The following is an 18,246-nucleotide window of genomic DNA, read 5'->3' on the forward strand; positions in this document are numbered from 1 at the left end:
GCCCCGTTGTCCCGTGCATCCACGCTACGTGCCACCCCCGTCACTCGTCTCGGGGTTGACAAAGGCGCGGAGGTCGGTTCCCGGATCACGTCTCTCGGCCACTGGAAAGGTTCGATCGGTACCCTACGATCGATGACCGATTCAACGGGCTCGCTCGTGCCCTCGCCCCAACGACCTACGCCTGCTCCGGTGGTGCTACCACCGTCCGCGGACGCCGTGGCCTTCCCGCCGCACCTGCGGCAGCTGCGTGACGAGGTGCAGCAGTTCCTGCTCGAGTACGAGTTCGGCCTGCGGGAGATCGAGACGAAGATCTCGATCCTCCGGGACGAGTTCCAGCAGATGCACGAGTACAACCCGATCGAGCACGTCACCAGCAGGGTGAAGTCGATCGACAGCGTTCTCGACAAGATCCGTCGAAAGAACCTCTCGCTTGATCTCGTCACCATGCGTCGGGAGATCACCGACATCGCGGGTCTCCGCGTCACGTGCAGCTTCACGGGCGACGTCTACCGCCTGTTCGAACTCCTCACCCAGCAGGACGACATCCGGCTCCTCGCGGTGAAGGATTACATCGCTGAGCCCAAGGAGAACGGGTACAAGAGCCTCCACGCGATCGTGGAGGTGCCGGTCTTCCTCTCCTCTGGGCGCGTCGGGGTGATCGTCGAGGTGCAGTTCCGCACCATCGCCATGGACTTCTGGGCGAGCCTCGAACACAAGATCTTCTACAAGTACCGCGAGCAGGTACCCGAGCGGCTGAGCGAGGAGCTGCGGGATGCCGCGGTCTCCGCCGCCGAACTCGACGCGAGGATGGAACGCCTCCATCGCGAACTCCACGGGGATGACACGTCCAGCTAGGTCAGCAGGTATCTCGCGTCAACCCCTATCGGATATCTCCCGGGCGGAGTCACCATGGACAATGACGCCAAATACTTCGGCAGGCAGGGGGCACGGTGAAGCTCGTGACTTTCGGTGAGAGGCGACTCTTCCTCGGCGACGAAGCGGCCGACGCGCTCACGAGGTACGCGGCGACGCTTGCCGCTCGCGGGGCTGCGGACACCGTGACTCTCAACGTGATCGGCTCAGACGGTCACGCCGTTGCTGCGACACTCGTGCTCAACCAGGGTGTCGCACTCATCGCGGAGTCGGCTGCGTACTCCTTCGACGAGCCCGACAACTCCGATGCGGTCGCCTACATGGTCCAGGAGACGGGCGTGCAGCGGGCGCGGAGCTCCAACACGCTGACCCAACAGGAGGTCGACGAGTACCGCGACTTCTTCGGAGATATCTGACTCGCAGCGCCCTCGTCCGACCGGGTAGCCCTTGATCGCTACCCCGTCAACCCCCTTCACACGGCGCCCGATGGGGTCTGGACTGGAGTGAACACAAGGGAAGGGAACACCACCATGGGTGCAGACGACAAGATCAAGAACACCGCGCAGGACCTCGGCGGCAAGGCCAAGGAGACCGCGGGCAAGGTCACCGACAACGAGCGTCTCGAGGCCGAGGGCAAGGCCGATCAGGCCGAAGCGAACCTCAAGCAGGCCGGCGAGAACGTCAAGGACGCCTTCCGCTGATCGATTCCCACGACGGGCTGCGCTGGAATATCCCGGCGCAGCCCGTCGTTGTCGTGGTCATGACGACCATCGGAATCCTCGGTGCTGGCAAGGTCGGAACCGTGCTCGCGCGCCTCGCGGTCGCGGCCGGCTACCGCGTACTCATCGCGGGCTCCGGCCCCAAGAACCGCATCGAGCTCATCATCGATGTCCTCGCTCCTGGAGCGATGCCGCTCACGGCGCAGGAGGTGGCCGAGCAGGCCGATGTGGTGATTCTCGCGCTCCCGCTCGGCAAATACGAGAGCATCCCGCGCGATGCGCTGGTCGGCAAGCTCGTGCTCGACGCGATGAACTACTGGTGGGAGGTCGACGGACACCGCGAGGACCTCTCTGACCCGTCCCTGTCGACGAGTCGACTCGTGCAGGACTTCCTTCCGCAGTCGAAGGTCGTCAAGGCCTTCAACCACCTCGGTTACCACGACCTCGACGAGGCGGGACGCCCCGCTGGCTCCGAGGATCGTGTGGCGATCGCCATTGCCGGTGACGACCCCGAGGCGGTGGAGGAGGCGTCGACGATCGTCGATTCACTCGGGTTCGATCCCGTGGTCGTCGGGGGGCTCGAGCATGGTGTGCACCTTGCTCCGGGTGCTGAACTGTTCGGTGCGCGCACGGATGCGGCGGGCATCCGCGATGCGATGACGCGCGCAACCGAGAGGGCGGCCTGAGCTAGCCGCCCTGCGCTGCGAGCTTCTCGCTCACCCAGCGGAAGTACGGATGCCACGGCTCATCCACCCCGTAGCTGAGGGTCGCCACGTGCTCGAGCAACTCCCGCTCCGCACGGAACCACTCGCTTCCCGCGAATCGGAGCCCGGCGAACTCGGCGTGCCGCCGCTGTTCGAGCGCCCGCCCGCCTCGCTCGAAGGCGAGCAGCTCGTCGTACCGCAGCGCTGCGAGCCGTGAACGCGGATTGCCGGAGGTGCCGATCTTGATGCGGTCGCCCGCGCGCAGGTAGTAGACGACGTCGACGCGACCGTCGAGCCGATCCCCGTCGGGGAGCTCGCCGTGGTGCCACTCGCAGATGGCGCACAACCACCCGCTCGGCCAGTGCACGCCGAGTCGCGAGCCGCATCCCACGCAGGGGGAGGGGAGGAGGTCGGTGACTCCGATATCGCGCGTCACCCACTCGTGGGCCTGCCACACGTGCTCGTCGCAGAGGTGCAGCGGCGCGCCAGGCGCGGCGGGGGCCGGGCATCCCGAGATGTCACAGGTCACGCGCTGACGGTACTGCGAGCGTCCGACGGCTGTCGTTGACCTCGTGTTCACCCTCCGTTCGCGTGGGTTCTCCACACTCACGGGTGTCCCCCCACGAAAGGCCCGCATAACGTCATGCGCCGCATCGCCGCGATCCTCGTCGCCCTGCTCGGACTGTCCACTTTCGTCGCCGTCGCCACACCGGCCTCTGCTGCAACCACCGACCTCGTCATCAACGAGGTCGAGTCGGATGGCGACTCCACCGACTGGGTTGAGCTCTACAACCCGACAAACGCCGCCATTGATGCCTCCGGTCTGCGGATGACCGACGACAACCCGGCGCGTACCTTCACGATCGCTAGCGGTTCCATCGTTCCGGCGCTCGGCTTCCTCGCCGTCGACGTGAGCGTCGGCACCGGCAGCTTCGGTCTCGGCAACGGCGACCAGGTTCACCTCTGGGATGGTTCTACCGAGATCGACAGCTACACGTTCGCGAGCCACGCCCCCACGACGTGGGGCGCCTGCCCCGACGGCAGCAACACCTTCGTCGCGACCTTCCAGTCGACCAAGGGTGCAGCCAACGCCTGTGCTGCCGCTGCCCGCGACTACCTCAAGGTCAACGAGGTGGAGTCCAGCGGCGGTACGCCCGGTGACTGGGTGGAGATCTACAACACCGCGAGTGTGGAGATCGACGCGAGCGGTCTCGTCATCAAGGACAACGACGACACGCACGCTTGGGCTATCCCGGCCGGCACGATCATCGGGGCGAAGGGCTTCGCGGCCTTCGACGTCGAGACCGGCGCGACCGGTTTTGGTCTCGGCAGCGCCGACTCCGCTCGCCTGTTCGACACCGATGGCACGACGCTTATCGACACCTACACGTGGGCGGGCGGGCACGCGGCGACCACATTCGGTCGCTGCCCCGACGGCTCCGGCGAGTTCGCGCTGACCGCGGCATCCACCAAGGCCGCAGCCAACGACTGCCCGCTTCCGCCCGGCGCTGCCGACCTGGCGATCAACGAGGTCGAGTCGGATGGCGGCATCCCCGGTGACTGGATCGAGATCGTCAACACGGGGTCGACCGATGTTGATATCTCCGGCTGGATGATCGCGGACAACGGAGCCTCTGTCGCGCTCCCCTCCGGCACGATCGTTCCCGCGAACGGCTACCTCGCGCTCGACAACGGTGTTCACTTCAGCTTCGGTCTGGGCAACGGCGACGAGGTGCACCTCTACCTCGCCGACGGCGTGACCGTCGTCGACGAGATGAGTTACGCGGCCCACGCACCCTCGACCACGTGGGCGCGCTGCCCCGACGCGACCGGCGACTTCGCGGTCTCCGTCGCAGCCACCAAGGGTGCCGCGAACAACTGCATCGCCGACCCGGCCGAGTCGCTCGTGATCAACGAGATCGAGTCGAGCGCGACATCCGGTAGCGACTGGGTCGAGCTCTACAACACCGCGCTCGTGCCGGTGGACGCGGGCGGCCTGCTCCTCAAGGACAGCACCGAGGGCAACACGATCACCGTGCCGTCGCCCTCCGTCATCGCCGCAGGCGGATTCCTCGCGGTCGATGTCACGGGCCTCGGTTCCGCCGACACCGCGCGTCTCACGACCTCCGCCGGCGTGCTCATCGACGACTACACGTGGACCGCGCACGCGGACGAGACGTACGGCCGCTGCCCCGACGGTGTCGGTGCCTTCGCCGACACGGATGCCGCGACCCAGGGTGCAGCCAACGACTGCCCGGCCCCCGGTGGCTTCGAGAACGTCGTGATCAACGAGGTCGAGTCCAGCGGTGGAGACCCTGCCGACTGGGTGGAGTTCTACAACACCGGTGACACGACCGTCGACCTCTCCGGCTGGATCATCCACGACTCAGACGACACGCACACCGTCGTGATCCCGGCGAACACGACCATCGCCGCGGGCGCCTACCTCGTGATCGTCGTCGATGTTCCCGGTGGTTTCGGCCTCGGCAACAACGACCGTGTGCGCCTCTACCTGCCGGACAACAGCACGCTCGTCGACGAGCGGATCTGGGGTCCCGACCACGCGCAGACGACGTTCGGGCTCTGCCCGGATGGCACGGGAGACTTCATCCAGACGTTCTCGTCCACGAAGGGTGCGCCGAACGACTGCTCGGCAGTGCGCATCAACGAGGTCGAGTCGAGTGGCGGCACGCCCGGTGACTGGGTCGAGCTCGTGAACGCGGGCAGCCAGCCCGTGGACATCTCGGGCTGGGTCGTCAAGGACAACGACGACACGCACGCCGCGGTCGTCCCCGCGAGCACCACTCTCGCCGCCGGCGCGTACTTCCTCGTCGACACCGAGCCGGGCTTCGGCCTCGGTGGAGCCGACTCCGCGCGCCTGTACGACTCGTCCGCCCAGCTCGTCGACTCCTACACCTGGACCGAGCATGCGGCCACGACCTACGCACGCTGCCCCGACGGCACCGGCGCCTTCGCAGTCTCCAGCGCTCCGACGCGGGGCGCGCTCAACTCGTGCGCGGGAATCGTCCCCTCGTCGCCGTGGCCGGGAGGCTCCGACGTGACGATCGTCGACCAGGCCGGCTTCTTCGGTCAGGACATGAGTGGTCTCGCCTACGAGGGCACGGGCACCTCAACCCGTGGCACTCTCTGGGCCGTCAACAACGGATCGGGAACGCTCTTCAAGCTGCAGTGGGACGGCTCCATCTGGGCGCCCGCACCGGGTGAGTGGGCAGCGGGCAAGGCGCTGCGCTACCCCGACGGCCAGGGCCAGCCCGACGCGGAGGGTGTCGGCTTCACGGCCGCCGGTTCCTCCGCGGGAATCTACGTGGCGACCGAGCGCAACGGTGCCGCGAGCGGTGTGAGTCGCCCGTCGGTGCTGCGGTACGACGTGTCGGGCTCTGGCTCGACGCTCACCGCCACGAACGAGTGGAACCTCACGAGCATCCTGCCGCCCATGGGCAACAACACCGGTCTGGAGGGCATCGCCTGGGTGCCGGACGCGTTCCTCACGGGCAAGGGGATGCTCGACCAGAGCACCGGCCGGCCGTACAACCCCGCAACCTACGCCGACCACGGCAACGGCCTGTTCTTCATCGGAGTCGAGGCGACGGGTGACATCTACGCGGTCGCCCTGTCGACGAGCGGTGCCGCCTCGCTGGTGGCCACGATCGACCCCGGGCTGACTGTGGCCGCCGAGGTGACCTTCGACGCGTCATCCGGTCTGCTCTGGGGTGTCTGCGACGACGCCTGCTCCGGCAAGACGGTGACTCTCGAGATCGCGCAGAGTGGTCCGTTCGCAGGAACCTTCCAGGTCACGAACGCGTACGAGAACCCCACGGGGATGCTCGACACGATCGCCAACGAGGGCTTCACCATCGCCCCGCAGGAGCTGTGCATCGACAACTCGAAGCCCGTCTTCTACGCCGATGACAGCGCCACGGCGAGCCACTCGCTGCGCGAGGGCACGCTCACCTGCGTGAGCAGCACCGACCCCGAGCCGGGCATCGTCGTCGACCGCGTGGCCGGTGCCGACCGGTACGCGACCTCGGTGGAGATCTCGCAGGCCTCCTACCCGGATGGCGCCGGTGTCGTGTTCATCGCGAACGGCACGAACTACCCCGACGCTCTTTCGGCGGGCCCGGCCGCCGCCTTCGAGGGTGGTCCGCTGCTCCTCGTCTCGCCCTCGAGCCTGCCCGGGGTGGTCTCGGCCGAGATCGCTCGACTGAACCCCTCGCGCATTGTCGTGGTGGGAGGTCTGCCCTCGGTCGGCGAGAGCGTCTACCAGGAGCTCGCCGCCCTGCCCGGGGACATCGAGCGCCTGGCGGGAGCCGACCGCTACGAGACCTCGCGATTGGTCGCGGAGCACGCGTTCGGCGAGTCGGGTGCGGAGTTCGCGTACATCTCGACCGGCCTGAAGTTCCCCGACGCGCTCGTCGCGGGTGGTGCCGCCGGGTCCCGCAACGCGCCGGTGATCCTCGTCAACGGTGCAGCCTCCTCACTGGATGCAGCGACCGAGGGCCTGCTCGCCGACCTCGGCACCGTGCACACGCGCGTGCTGGGTGACACCGCCTCGATCACGGACGGCATCTTCGCGGGTGTCGACGCGGTCACCGATGCGGTGCGCCTCGCCGGTGCCAACCGGTACGACACCGCACGCGCCGTCAACGCCGACGCGTTCACGACCGCCGAGCACGCGTTCCTCACGACCGGGCTCAACTACCCGGACGCTCTCGCCGGTTCCGCGTGGGCCGGGTCGCTCGGTGCGCCCCTGTTCGCCGCCACCCAGAACTGCGTTCCCGGCGGTGTGCTCGACCAGCTCGATGCGCTGGGAGTCACCCACGTGACTCTGCTGGGTGGAGAGCCGTCCCTGTCCGCGAGCGTCTTCGACCTCACGCGCTGCTAGTGGCAACCGGGGCGCGAGGGATGATCTCGCGCCCCGGTTCCGCACGGTAGAGTCACGCCATGTCGATCAGTCCAGGTCTTCTGCCCATCGGAATCGAGCTCGAGGGCGGCGAGCCCGCCGTGCTGAACGCCGCGCGTTTCAACCGCCACACGTTCTGGTGCGGCCAGAGCGGCTCGGGCAAGACCTACGCCCTGGGTGTCGTGCTCGAGCAGCTCCTCGCGCACACGGGGCTGCCCATGGTGATCTTCGACCCCAACGCCGATTTCGTGCGACTGGGGGAGGTGCGCAGTGATGCGCCGAAGGATGCCGCTGCGCCACTGCGGGAACGTGACATCCGGGTTCTCCGCGCCGGCGACACGCTCCGCGTTCGCTTCCAGGCACTGCCCGTTCGGATCAAGGCCGCGCTCCTGAGTATCGACCCCCTGCGGGATCGCGAGGAGTACCGGGTGATGCTCGACCTCGCCGAGTCGCTCCGGCGCAGCCACCCGCAGGAGGTCGTCGCGGACCTCCTGTCGAGCGAGGATTCCGCACAGCGCGCCCTGGGCCTGCGGATCGCCAACCTCGGTGTGCTCGACTGGGACATGTGGGCATACGACCGGCAGTCGGCATCCGAGGTCATCGCCGAACGCCCCGACGCGACGGTGCTCGACATCGGGGGATACGAGCACGCCGACCAGTCGTTGCTGGTCGCTCTCTCCGTGCTCGATGACCTCTGGCAGCGACGCGAGGAGCGGCGACCCGTCCTGCTCGTGATCGATGAGGCGCACAACCTCGCGTCCGGGGAACTCGACTCCCCACTCGGTCAGGCCGTGCGCGAACAGCTCATTCGCATCGCCGCCGAGGGCCGCAAGTACGGGCTGTGGCTGCTGCTCTCGACGCAACGGCCGTCGAAGGTGCACCCCGGCATCATCTCCCAGTGCGACAACCTGGCGCTCATGAAGATGAGTTCGCCCCTCGACCTTCAGGAGCTCGCGGCAGTCTTCGGATTCGCCCCCGATGCCCTGCTCGCGCGGTCACCGCTCTTCGCCCAGGGGCAGGCGCTCTTCGCCGGAGGGTTCATCGCCCAGCCGGAGCTCGTGCAGATGGGGGCGCGTCTCACGCACGAGGGCGGTTCCGATGTGCGAGTGCCGCTGCGCTGACACGTGCCGCGGACCCCGGCGTGCCCGTCTTCGGTGTCAGGAGTGGGCGCCCAGGAATCCGGCGAAGTCGGTGAGCTCCTCGGTCGAGATCGAGTGGCCGAGACCCTCGTAGATGCGGATCGTGGCGTCGGCGTGTCCCGGTAGCCACTCGGTCGTCCGCTCCACGGCGTAGTCGGGGATCACGGGGTCGCTCGTGCCCCGGCCCCAGAACACGGGCGGACGCACCTCGGCGAGACGGGCATCCCCCGGGTGGGTGGCTGTCGGCACAAATCCCGCGAGGCACACCGCCGCCGCGAAGCGCTCCGGTGCGTGGCGCAGCAACTGCAGTGTCATCGCCCCACCCTGCGAGAAGCCCAGGATGCTCACGCTCGTGTACTCGAGGGTGTCGAGCCAGTCGAGCACAGCGATCGCCGCTGCATCGACCGCGTCGGCGTCGGGAGCGCCGGGCGTTGCGCCGTCGAGGGACCACCAGGCGAAGCCGCCGCTCTCCCTCAGCGGTGCCCGCACGGATGCCACGACCGGTCCCAACGGAAGTGCGGGCGACAGCGCGAAAAGATCGCCCTCGTGCGACCCGTAACCGTGCAGCAGGACGAGCAACGGACGCCCGGCTCGCTCGCGTTCCGGTGCCGACCACAGCACTGCTGACGTGTCGAGATTCATGTCCACCACCCTACGTGCGCAACAATGGAGCATGAGCTCCGTGGGAACGCCCGACCCGAACTCCGGCTGGCTCTCCGAAGAGGAGCTGGCCGAGACGCGTCGTCGACTGCCGCTTCTGTACGTCGAGGCGATCCCGGTACGGGTCGACGGGCTCGGTCGCGTGACCGAGGTGGGCACGCTGCTTCGGGCCACGAACGGCGAGATCAGCCGCACCCTCGTGTCCGGTCGTGTCATGTACGGGGAGACCCTGCGCGATGCGCTCTTTCGCCACCTCGAGAAGGACCTCGGACCGATGGCCTTCCCGCTGCTGCCGGCAAGCCCCGTGCCCTTCCAGGTCGCGGAGTACTTCCCGTGGCCGGGGTCCAGCCAGTTCATGGACAGTCGCCAGCACGCCGTTGCGCTCGCGTTTGTCGTTCCCGTGACCGGTACGTGCGAGCCCCGTCAGGACGCGCTCGAACTCACCTGGTTGCGGCCAGCGGAGGCGGCATCCGATGCGGTCACGTCCGATATGGAGGGCGGTCGGGGTGCCCTGCTCCGTGCCGCACTCGCATCGGTGGGAGTTCTTCCCTAGTCTTCACATGCCTCGAATGATCGTCCATGACATTCGAGGGATCGAGCCGGGGTGCAATGGCGCGCCTCGGCTCGTTCTTCTTTTCCCCGAGCCAGTACCCTCGAATCGTGAGTCTTCCCGAGAGCCAGTCCCGCTACCAGGTCCGTTTCGCGTGGGGTGTCGACGGTGGCAGTGCCATCGCCGGTGACGCGCATGTTGTGGTGTGGGTGGATGCCCTCCCCGACGCCGCGCTCAAGCCGACGATGATCGGTGGCGACGCAGCGGTGGTGACGGGTTCCACGGGATCGCGAGCCGCCGTCGCGCAGTGGATCCTCGATCGGCAGGCCGAGCTCGGTGATCGTGCGTTCGTCGCGGTGGTCGCCGCGGGCGGTCGCGGTGGTGCGTACGCGGTGGAGGACATGGTCGCGGCCGGCGCCGTGATCGATGCGCTCGCCGACCTCGGCATCGACTACACGTCACCGGAGGCGGCGGCCGCCGCTGGCGCGTGGCAGGCGCTCAAGAACGCGGGAAGCCACGTTCTCACGGCCTCGGTCGCCGGTCAGTTGCTGCTCGCCACCGAGGGCCCCGAGGCGCTTGAGGCGGCTCGTGCTGCCGCGGGTTCGCCGGACTTCGAGGTGCTGCGCCCCGTCATCTAGGCTCCGGCGGCAGCGCGGCGTTCGCGGTACTCGCGCACCTTCGCGCGGTTGCCGCAGCGGCCCATCGAGCACCAGCGACGGTTGTTCGACCGGGACTCGTCGTAGAACACGACGGAGCAGTCGTCGGCCGCACAGGAGCGGATGCGGTCGCGCTCGTCCGCCGCGAACAGCTGCACCGCCTCGCGCGCGATGACCGAGAGCGCCTGCCCCGTGCGGGCAGCGGCGCGCCCAGCCTGGCGGGTTCCTCCCGCGAGTGCCGGCGGGATGTCAGGAATGGCCGCGTACAGGTTGATCACGTCCACGTCGGCGGGGGTGGGGGCGGAGCCCTCGCTGGCGGCAGCCGCGGCGCTGGCTATTGCCGAGCGGAGGGCGCGGGCATCCCGAAGGTCACCGTCGCTCACCGCACCGTCGACCTCATCGAACCGGGGGTCGAGCCATTCTGCGAGATCGCTCGCAGTCTGCAGGTACTCGCGGCCCGGCTGGTCGGCGAAGGGGCCGGTGTAGGCGAAGTCGAGCGCCAGTGCTCCGGAGTCGAACCACCACTTGGGTCCGCCGGTCTGTTCAAGCCATTGCCCAGTGGGCCTTACTGTCGTCGGGTACAACACGTAACCATTCTAGGTAGTTACTTCACGTTTGTAGGTTGAGTAGGCGCGGCGAAGCCCGCCGTCATCGAAACCTCACATCCGAGGTCGTTTGGTCGAGTTACCGACCACGCACATTCGGCCGCACGACGGACCCGACACGGATGGCGCCACCCGTCGACTGCGCGCGACCCTTGCCGCCGCGCGGGCGCGACGGGGCAGTCGCGGCAGAGGCCGTGCGCTGCTCCGAGTGCTGGCGTGCGGGCTGGGCGTTGCCACCCTGCGATCCGCCGCGCGACTCCTGCGCCGGGCGACCGGAGCCACCCGCGTACGAGCCACCACGACCGGAGCCGGATGCCGCGGCCGAGCGTCCACCGGAGCGTCCGGCCGAACCACGGCGCGAGCCGCCCTCGCCCTGGCCGCGGCCATCGCGGTTGGCTCGCTTGCGCTGGGCGTTGGCGCCCTGCGACGTACCGCCCTGCGAGCGTCCACGAGCGGGCTCGGTGACGGGAGCGGGAGTGACCTTGGGGGCAACCTCGCCGATCAACGCGGTGACCGAGGCCGACGACTTGGTGACCTGCTCGGCCGTCACCTTGATGGCGGCCTTGCGCAGCAGCGACAGCGTGTCGCCCTTCTGTGACGGCATCATGATCGTCACGACATCGCCCTCGGAGCCTGCGCGGGCCGTGCGTCCGCTGCGGTGCAGGTACGCCTTGTGCTCGGCCGGGGGGTCGACGTGGATGACGAGCTCGACGTTGTCGACGTGGACGCCGCGTGCCGCGACATCCGTTGCCACGAGAACACGGGCCGTGCCCTCGGAGAACGCTGCGAGGTTGCGGTCACGCTGCGGCTGCGAGAGGTTTCCGTGCAGGTCGACCGACGGAATACCCGAGGCGGTCAACTGCTTGGCGAGACGCTTGGCGTGGTGCTTGGTGCGCATGAAGAGGATGCGACGGCCGGTGCCCGAAGCGAGTGCCTCGACGACATCCTTCTTGACGTCGGCATCCGCGACCTCGAAGAGGTGGTGGGTCATCGCCGACACGTGGGAGGTTGCCTCGTCGACCGAGTGCAGCACCTGGTTGCGCAGGAAGCGCGCCACGATCTTGTCCACGCCGTTGTCGAGCGTTGCGCTGAACAGCAGGCGCTGGCCCGTGTTCGGTGTGGCGTTCATGATGCGTGTGACGACCGGCAGGAAGCCGAGGTCAGCCATGTGGTCGGCCTCATCGAGAACGGTGATCTCGACCTGGTCGAGGTGGGCGAAGCCCTGCTTCATGAGGTCCTCGAGGCGACCGGGGCAGGCCACAACGATGTCGACGCCGGCCTTGAGTGCTGCGACCTGGCGCTGCTGCGAGACGCCACCGAAGATCGTGGTGAGGTTGAGGCCGGCGGCGGATGCCAGCGGCTCCAGCGTCGCGGAGATCTGGGTTGCCAGCTCCCGCGTCGGGGCCAGGATGAGGCCGCGCGGCTTGCGTCCCTGACGCCCCGTCGAGGCGATGCGGGCGACCATGGGGATCGCGAAGGCGAGGGTCTTGCCCGAGCCCGTCTTGCCGCGGCCGAGAACGTCGCGACCGGCGAGGGTGTCGGGCAGGGTGTCCTGCTGAATGGGGAACGGCTCCGTGATGCCGGCTGCCGTGAGGGCGGCGACGAGGGGAGCGGGCACGCCGAGCGCGCTGAAAGTGGTTGTTGACACGAGTGTCCTTAGAGTTCGAGATGCGGGCGATGCCGACACTTTGGTCGGCACAGAGTCGCCGTGAAAGTTTCTACGAGCCCTGTCACATGGTTGTTAGGCCGGGCGAGAAGAGTAAGCGTTCTACGACGCAGGGAAGCAATCGGTGCTTCCAAGTACTCCAACCCTAGCAGAGGGGGTCATCTTCACCTTTGTGCGGGTTCCGCGTGGGCCGCGGCCGGGTGCTGTCTCGGGGCTCCGCCCGTAAACGCCCGCCACACCCGAGCCCCGAGACAGGACCCAGCCAAGTCCCGCGCTCCGTGCAACGCTTCTGTGGGTTGAGTAGCCGCGGCGAAGCCCGGCGTCATCGAAACCTCACCACCGAGATCGACGCATCCGCTAGTCCCACCCACGCGACACGCGCTTCAGCTGCAGCGCCCGCCACTGCCACACCGCCCACAGCACCGGCCAGAGGAGCGGCGTGAGGGCCCCAGCGTCGAACCGCAGCTGGTCGCGGTACAGGGTGCGCCCGTCCGGCAGTGGGGATACGGCCATCGCGTGCTCCCAGTCGGTGATCACCGAGAGGAGGCCCGACGTCGGGCGGCCCGTGTCCCGCAGCAGCCGAGCATCCCCTCGCCGCGTGTAGGCGAGTCGGATGAGTTGCTCGCCCATCGGCAGCACGCCGAAGCCGCTCACCCGCACGCGGTGGTCGCCCACCGGGAACGACTCGGGGAACCCGCCCGGCTCCAGGGAGACGACGGACAGCAGCGGGGAGGCCACCTGTCGAAAGACCAGCGGGTTGCGCAGGGCGCGCCACGCGGCATCCGGAGTGCAGTCGAGGGTGAGCTTGAGGAGTACGCGCATAGTGACAGTCTGCGCTGATCCACACTCAAGGGGAATGCAGGCTGTGCGAGTAGCGTTCGGATAGACAACGAGTCCATCAGGAGGAACACCATGAAGGCAGTCATCGGAGACACGGTCATTGCGGAGGCCCCGAAGGAGGACCTCATCTCGATCGAGGGCAACTGGTACTTCCCGCCGTCGAGCGTCAACAGCGACCTCCTTGTGGAGAGCGCCACCCCGTACACCTGCCCGTGGAAGGGCGAGTGCCAGTACTTCTCCGTGAAGAGCGGGGATGCAGTTCTGCAGGATCGCGCGTGGAGCTACCCCACCCCGTACCCGACCGCATTCGACCGCGTCGGCAAGGACTTCTCCAACTACGTGGCCTTCTGGAAGGAAGTTCAGGTCGTCGAGTAGCAGTGGCGGTCGGTACAGTCGCACACATGGGTGACACGACGGGACTGACCAAAGACGCAGGCTGGGAGCTGGGCGTGCGCACGACTGTCCCGGCTCCGCTGGTCGAGGTGTGGCAGTACCTCATGAGCGAGGGCCTGCCCGTGTGGCTGGGCGAGATCGCCGAGGTTCCGACCGAGCCGGGGGCGACCTTCGAGACTGCCGACGGCGTCCGCGGTACTGTGCGCAGCTTCACGGATGCCACGCGCCTCCGTCTCACATGGCGCCCCGATGACTGGCCCTACGACACGGTGCTCCAGCTCACCGTGAAGCAGGCTGCAACCGGGACCACCATCGGCATCCACCACGAGAAGCTCGCCGATCGTGACGAGCGCAAGCTCATGCTCGGCCACTGGAAGAACGTGGCCGCCGCGTTCGATGCGCACTTCGCCTGATATGGGCAGCTAGGCGCGCTTCACCCACTGGATCGCGTTGGCCGGGTCGTACCGGCGCGCACACTTGCCGCAGGCCATCGGTCGTGTCGGCCTCCGGTAGCGGTGGATGACGTGGCCCGCCGGGCACGTGCCCACCCACGGCGCGAGCTCGCTGGCGATCGGCCCGTCGTGCAGCCGCCCACCCTCGTAGCCCAGCTCGGTGGCGATGGCCTTCCACTTCGGTCCGTGGCCAGCGCGCGGCCCCGCCATGGCGTGGGCAACCTCGTGGAGGAGGGTCTGGTGGATCGCGTCATCCTCGAACTTCTCCGCGAGGTAGCGCGAGACGGTGATGCGCTTGCGCGTGTAATTGCAGAGGCCGGCGCGCGTCTTGGCGTTGTCGAAGCCGAAGCTCCAGCTGTCGTCGAGGTGCAGCGCGATGAGCGCGTTCGCCCACGTTCTCACCCGCACCAGATCTGCCACCCGACGAGGCTAACCCGCCTCGGCGACACGATCGCGACGCATCTCGACCGTTGGGGAAGCCCTGTAGGTGTGAGTAAGCGTGGCTGCAGACACACATCCGCGGTGAAACGCCGCGAGACGGTATAGGGACGCGGCGTGTCGCCCAGAACGTGTGTATCCCGCCGCGCCGCGCCTCAGCCCACAGGCTCCAGCGACACCTGCACGAGCTTGTCGTCCCCGTCGCGCGCCGTGCCCTTGCCGGCTGTGTTGTTCGTGATCATCCACACCGTGCCATCCGGCCCGGGAACGACGTCGCGGATCCGCCCGAACTCGCCCACGAACCACGGCGTCACCTCGCCGCGGTCGGTGATGATCGTCCAGAGGCGCTCGCCGCGGAGAGCTGCGAGAAAGAACGTGTCGCGCGTCCAGGCAAGACCGCTGGGGCTGGCGTCGGCGGGGCTCCACTGGGTGACGGGACTTGTGTACGCGGGATCCGGGTTCTGCCCTTCCACTACCGGCCAGCCGTAGTTGCCGCCGGCCTCGATGAGGTTGAGCTCGTCCCACGTGTTCTGGCCGAACTCCGCCGCCCACAGCTGCCCGGTGCGGTCCCACGTGATGCCCTGCGGGTTGCGGTGGCCGAGGGAGTAGACGTACGACCCGGGGAAGGGGTTGTCGTCGGGCACCGAGCCATCCGGTGTCATCCGCAGGATCTTGCCGCCGAGGCTGTTCGGGTCCTGCGCGTTGCTGGGCACGGCGGCGTCGCCCGCCGTCGCGTACAGCATGCCGTCGGGGCCGAGCTTGATGCGTCCGCCGTTGTGGTTGCCCGCCTTGGGCAGGCCGGTCAGGATGTCGCGGCCGGCGCCGAGCGAGTAGCTCCCCGGTGACCCCTCCAGCTCGAACCGCACGATCCGGTTGTCGCTGGCGCTCGTGAAGAACGTGTAGAGGTCGCCGTCGATGATCTCGAGGCCGAGCAGCCCGCCCTCGCCGCCCGGAACGACCCCGGGCACCGCCCCGACATCCCGCACCTGGCCATCGGCCATGACCTCGCGCACCACGCCGCGGTCGCGTTCGCTGATGAGCGTCGAGCCGCTGTCGAGGCGCACGATCGACCACGGAGCGGAGAGACCGGTGGCGATCGTGGTCGTGCCCGTGGGATGCACCGGGCCGACGGTCAGCGGGTCGGTCGTAGGGGAGGGCGACGGGGTCGGTGTGGCCGTAGGCGAGGTTGTGGGCGTCGGCATCGGCGCGGGCGAACTCACGCACGCCGCGAGCAGGAGGGAGGAGGCGAGCACTGGGCCGATCAGTAGCTGGCGCATGCTCCATCCCATCACGCGAGTTTCGCTACGTCACCCCTCGGCGCCTGGTCGCACCTGGAAGATGCCCTTCGAGGGCGGCGGCGACTGGGTGGCCGTGGCATCCGTCACGACGCTCGCGCCCGCGATGAACTCGCGCAGTTCGGCGCCGGAGACGACCTTGGCCGGATGTGGCCCCGCGGCCATCAGGCGTGGCATCCAGTCGAGCGGCAGGGGGCTGGCGGATGCCGCGAGCACGACATTTCCGAAGCGACGCCCCTTGAGGATCTGCGTCTCGGCGAGCGCGGCAACATTCCCGAGTGCCTCGACGAGAGTGGCCGCCTGCCCGCGCGCGAACTTGAGTCCTGGGCCGTCCGCGACGTTCGCGAGCAGGATTCCGCCGGGTGCGAGCAGCTTCGCGGCCGACCGGTAGAACTCGATGGATGTCACGTGCGCGGGTGTGCGCGCACCGCTGAAGACGTCCACGATCACCAGGTCGACGGTGCCCTGCAACCCACCGGGCAGCTTCTCGAGCACCTCGCGGGCGTCGCCGTGCCGGATGCGGATGGAGGCGCGCGGCGACCACGGCAACTCCTCGCGCACTAGCTCCACGAGGTCCGACTCAAGTTCGATGACCTGCTGCCGCGACCCCGGCCGAGTCGCCTCGATGTAGCGGGGGAGGGTGAGAGCGCCCGCGCCGAGGTGCACGGCCGTGATCGGCTGGCCGGGCATCCCGAGCTGGTCGATCACGTGGCCCATCCGCTGCACGTACTCGAAGAAGAGCTGCGTGGGATCTTCGAGGTTGACGTGACTCTGGGGGGTTCCGTCGACGGTGAGGGTGTAGGCGCCACGGATCCAGCGATCAGGGCTCACGACAGCGTGGAAGCCGCTCTCGGAGAGCGTTCGGTGCGGAAGATCGGCCACCCCTCGACCCTGCCACAGTCGTCCCCAGAATGTGGGCGAGGTATTCTCATAGACGGGTCTGTACACTCGCCCCATGAGCTAGGGGTGACACATGTCCGTGTATGACGAAATCGGTGGTGATGCCGCCGTCTCGCTCGCCGTCGAGTCCTTCTATGACAGGGTCATGGCGGATGCCACCCTGTCCCCGTACTTCGAGGGCATGAACCTGCACGCCATCAAGGATCACCAGCGCGACTTCTTCACCGTTCTACTCGACGGCCCAGAGGTCTACGACGGCCGCAGCATGCGCAACGCCCACGCAGGACTGCACATCACCGACGAGGTCTTCACGCGCACCCTCCAGCACCTCGCGGCGACGCTCGATGAGCTTGACGTCACACCACCGCTCAAGGATCAGGTACTCCGCCGGATCGAGGTCATGCGCGCCGCGATCGTGGAGGTACGGTGAAGCATGACCGTGCCTGATCGTCCCGTCGCCCCGGGGATGCGCGCCCAGCTCGATTCACAGTCCTACCTCGGCCCCGCCACCTTCGGTATGCGCCCGCTGCTCACCGAGCCGGAGCAGCTGGACTCGTGGCAGCCCGACGTCGCCGTTGTCGGCGCTCCGTGGGACGACAACACCACGTTCCGGCCCGGCGCGCGTTTCGGGCCGCGTGCCCTCCGAGCAAGCACCTACGACCCCGGCACATACCACCTCGACCTCGGCATCGAGATCTTCGACCACCTCGAGGTCGTCGACTACGGGGATGCCGTCACCAGCCACGGCATGTGGGAGCTCTCGAAGGCGGCGATCTACGAGCGCGTCAAGGAGGTGGCCAGCCGCGACATCATCCCGTTCGTCATCGGAGGCGACCACTCGATCACCTGGCCGTCCGCCACGGCCGTCGCCGAGCAGCACGGGTTCGGCAACGTCACGATGATCCACTTCGATGCGCACGCCGACACAGCTGACATCCTCGAGGGCAATCTCGCGAGCCACGGCACACCGATGCGCCGCCTCATCGAGTCCGGCGCGATCCCCGGCGACAAGTTCATCCAGGTGGGACTCCGCGGCTACTGGCCGGGCGAGGAGGACCAGAAGTGGATGCGCGACAACGAGCTCAAGCACTTCATGATGCAGGAGTTCTGGGAGCGCGGCACCCACGCGGTGCTCGCCGACCTCATCGCCGCAGGCCGCGAGCGCGGTGACAAGATCTACCTCTCCATTGACATCGACGTGCTCGACCCGGCATTCGCGCCAGCGACCGGCACCCCGGAGCCCGGCGGGTTCGCGACGATCGACCTGCTCCGTATCATCCGTGCGCTCGTTCTCGAGTTCGACGTGGTCGGGTTCGACGTCATGGAGGTCTCGCCACCGTATGATCACGCGGACCTCACCGTAAACGCCGCACACCGCCTCATCTGGGAGGCCTTCGCGGCGCTCGCCGTGCGGCGGCGCGACGCACGCTGACGT

Annotated in this window: 20 protein-coding genes; 12 read left to right on the top strand and 8 right to left on the bottom strand. The window is 68.1% G+C overall.

What is annotated here, in order from left to right; all coding sequences use genetic code 11:
* The first annotated feature begins 132 nt into the window (after positions 1 to 132).
* The 4 genes from HDC94_RS03785 to HDC94_RS03800 all read left to right on the top strand — a co-directional run bounded on the left by HDC94_RS03785 (position 133) and on the right by HDC94_RS03800 (position 2,278).
* Complete coding sequence (locus HDC94_RS03785) at positions 133 to 855, top strand: GTP pyrophosphokinase family protein (RefSeq protein WP_179494988.1); 723 nt, start codon at positions 133 to 135, stop codon at positions 853 to 855.
* 95 nt (positions 856 to 950) lie between these two features.
* Positions 951 to 1,289, top strand: coding sequence for a hypothetical protein (locus HDC94_RS03790; RefSeq protein ID WP_179494990.1), 339 nt, complete (start codon positions 951 to 953; stop codon positions 1,287 to 1,289).
* A 114-nt stretch (positions 1,290 to 1,403) separates the two neighbouring features.
* Positions 1,404 to 1,574, top strand: a complete 171-nt coding sequence (locus tag HDC94_RS03795) for a CsbD family protein (protein WP_179494992.1) — start codon at positions 1,404 to 1,406, stop codon at positions 1,572 to 1,574.
* A 59-nt stretch (positions 1,575 to 1,633) separates the two neighbouring features.
* Entirely contained in the window at positions 1,634 to 2,278 is a 645-nt protein-coding gene (locus HDC94_RS03800) for an NADPH-dependent F420 reductase (RefSeq protein WP_179494995.1), read from the top strand.
* Position 2,279: 1 nt separating this feature from the next.
* On the opposite strand, the gene HDC94_RS03805 is transcribed toward HDC94_RS03800, so the two are convergent.
* Positions 2,280 to 2,825, bottom strand: a complete 546-nt coding sequence (locus HDC94_RS03805) for a GIY-YIG nuclease family protein (RefSeq protein WP_179494997.1) — start codon at positions 2,823 to 2,825, stop codon at positions 2,280 to 2,282.
* Positions 2,826 to 2,939: 114 nt separating this feature from the next.
* Between HDC94_RS03805 and HDC94_RS03810 the strand changes: the two genes are divergently transcribed.
* Entirely contained in the window at positions 2,940 to 7,199 is a 4,260-nt protein-coding gene (locus tag HDC94_RS03810; RefSeq protein ID WP_179494999.1) for a lamin tail domain-containing protein, read from the top strand.
* A gap of 59 nt (positions 7,200 to 7,258) precedes the next feature.
* Entirely contained in the window at positions 7,259 to 8,338 is a 1,080-nt protein-coding gene (locus HDC94_RS03815; protein WP_179495001.1) for an ATP-binding protein, read from the top strand.
* Between the two features lie 36 nt (positions 8,339 to 8,374).
* Here the strand turns inward: HDC94_RS03815 and HDC94_RS03820 are convergent, their stop codons facing one another.
* The gene (locus HDC94_RS03820; protein ID WP_179495003.1) at positions 8,375 to 8,998 is read right to left on the bottom strand and encodes an alpha/beta hydrolase; all 624 of its coding nucleotides are present in this window, start codon (positions 8,996 to 8,998) and stop codon (positions 8,375 to 8,377) included.
* 31 nt (positions 8,999 to 9,029) lie between these two features.
* On the opposite strand from HDC94_RS03820, the gene HDC94_RS03825 reads away from it, so the two are divergent.
* Complete coding sequence (locus tag HDC94_RS03825; protein ID WP_179495005.1) at positions 9,030 to 9,569, top strand: NUDIX hydrolase family protein; 540 nt, start codon at positions 9,030 to 9,032, stop codon at positions 9,567 to 9,569.
* A gap of 107 nt (positions 9,570 to 9,676) precedes the next feature.
* Complete coding sequence (locus tag HDC94_RS03830; protein ID WP_179495007.1) at positions 9,677 to 10,204, top strand: 2-phosphosulfolactate phosphatase; 528 nt, start codon at positions 9,677 to 9,679, stop codon at positions 10,202 to 10,204.
* Here HDC94_RS03830 and HDC94_RS03835 read toward each other — a convergent pair.
* The 3 genes from HDC94_RS03835 to HDC94_RS03845 all read right to left on the bottom strand — a co-directional run bounded on the left by HDC94_RS03835 (position 10,201) and on the right by HDC94_RS03845 (position 13,315).
* On the bottom strand, positions 10,201 to 10,809 hold the full coding sequence (locus HDC94_RS03835) for a CGNR zinc finger domain-containing protein (RefSeq protein WP_179495009.1): 609 nt from the start codon (positions 10,807 to 10,809) through the stop codon (positions 10,201 to 10,203). The genes HDC94_RS03830 and HDC94_RS03835 overlap by 4 nt on opposite strands.
* A 97-nt stretch (positions 10,810 to 10,906) precedes the next feature.
* Positions 10,907 to 12,475: a DEAD/DEAH box helicase gene (locus tag HDC94_RS03840; RefSeq protein ID WP_179495011.1), complete on the bottom strand. Its 1,569-nt coding sequence runs from the start codon at positions 12,473 to 12,475 to the stop codon at positions 10,907 to 10,909.
* A gap of 375 nt (positions 12,476 to 12,850) precedes the next feature.
* Positions 12,851 to 13,315, bottom strand: a complete 465-nt coding sequence (locus HDC94_RS03845) for a hypothetical protein (RefSeq protein ID WP_179495013.1) — start codon at positions 13,313 to 13,315, stop codon at positions 12,851 to 12,853.
* Between the two features lie 90 nt (positions 13,316 to 13,405).
* On the opposite strand from HDC94_RS03845, the gene HDC94_RS03850 reads away from it, so the two are divergent.
* Positions 13,406 to 13,708 carry a DUF427 domain-containing protein gene (locus HDC94_RS03850; RefSeq protein ID WP_179495015.1) on the top strand — a complete coding sequence of 101 codons (303 nt, stop codon included), beginning with the start codon at positions 13,406 to 13,408 and terminating at the stop codon, positions 13,706 to 13,708.
* Between the two features lie 26 nt (positions 13,709 to 13,734).
* Positions 13,735 to 14,139: an SRPBCC domain-containing protein gene (locus HDC94_RS03855; RefSeq protein WP_179495017.1), complete on the top strand. Its 405-nt coding sequence runs from the start codon at positions 13,735 to 13,737 to the stop codon at positions 14,137 to 14,139.
* A 9-nt stretch (positions 14,140 to 14,148) separates the two neighbouring features.
* On the opposite strand, the gene HDC94_RS03860 is transcribed toward HDC94_RS03855, so the two are convergent.
* The 3 genes from HDC94_RS03860 to HDC94_RS03870 form a co-directional block, all read right to left on the bottom strand.
* A complete protein-coding gene (locus tag HDC94_RS03860) occupies positions 14,149 to 14,598 on the bottom strand; it encodes a SprT family zinc-dependent metalloprotease (RefSeq protein ID WP_179495019.1) in 450 nt (149 codons plus the stop codon).
* 173 nt (positions 14,599 to 14,771) lie between these two features.
* Complete coding sequence (locus HDC94_RS03865; protein WP_179495021.1) at positions 14,772 to 15,893, bottom strand: sorbosone dehydrogenase family protein; 1,122 nt, start codon at positions 15,891 to 15,893, stop codon at positions 14,772 to 14,774.
* Between the two features lie 30 nt (positions 15,894 to 15,923).
* Positions 15,924 to 16,793 (bottom strand): fused MFS/spermidine synthase, encoded by an 870-nt coding sequence (locus tag HDC94_RS03870; protein ID WP_308495620.1) that lies wholly within the window; start codon positions 16,791 to 16,793, stop codon positions 15,924 to 15,926.
* Positions 16,794 to 16,884: 91 nt separating this feature from the next.
* On the opposite strand from HDC94_RS03870, the gene HDC94_RS03875 reads away from it, so the two are divergent.
* Both HDC94_RS03875 and speB read left to right on the top strand, forming a co-directional pair.
* On the top strand, positions 16,885 to 17,241 hold the full coding sequence (locus HDC94_RS03875; RefSeq protein ID WP_179495025.1) for a group 1 truncated hemoglobin: 357 nt from the start codon (positions 16,885 to 16,887) through the stop codon (positions 17,239 to 17,241).
* Positions 17,242 to 17,244: 3 nt separating this feature from the next.
* Positions 17,245 to 18,243 (top strand): agmatinase, encoded by a 999-nt coding sequence (speB, locus tag HDC94_RS03880; RefSeq protein ID WP_179495027.1) that lies wholly within the window; start codon positions 17,245 to 17,247, stop codon positions 18,241 to 18,243.
* Positions 18,244 to 18,246 lie beyond the last annotated feature (3 nt).

The organism is Leifsonia sp. AK011, from assembly GCF_013410945.1.
Taxonomy (GTDB): Bacteria; Actinomycetota; Actinomycetes; order Actinomycetales; family Microbacteriaceae; genus Rhodoglobus.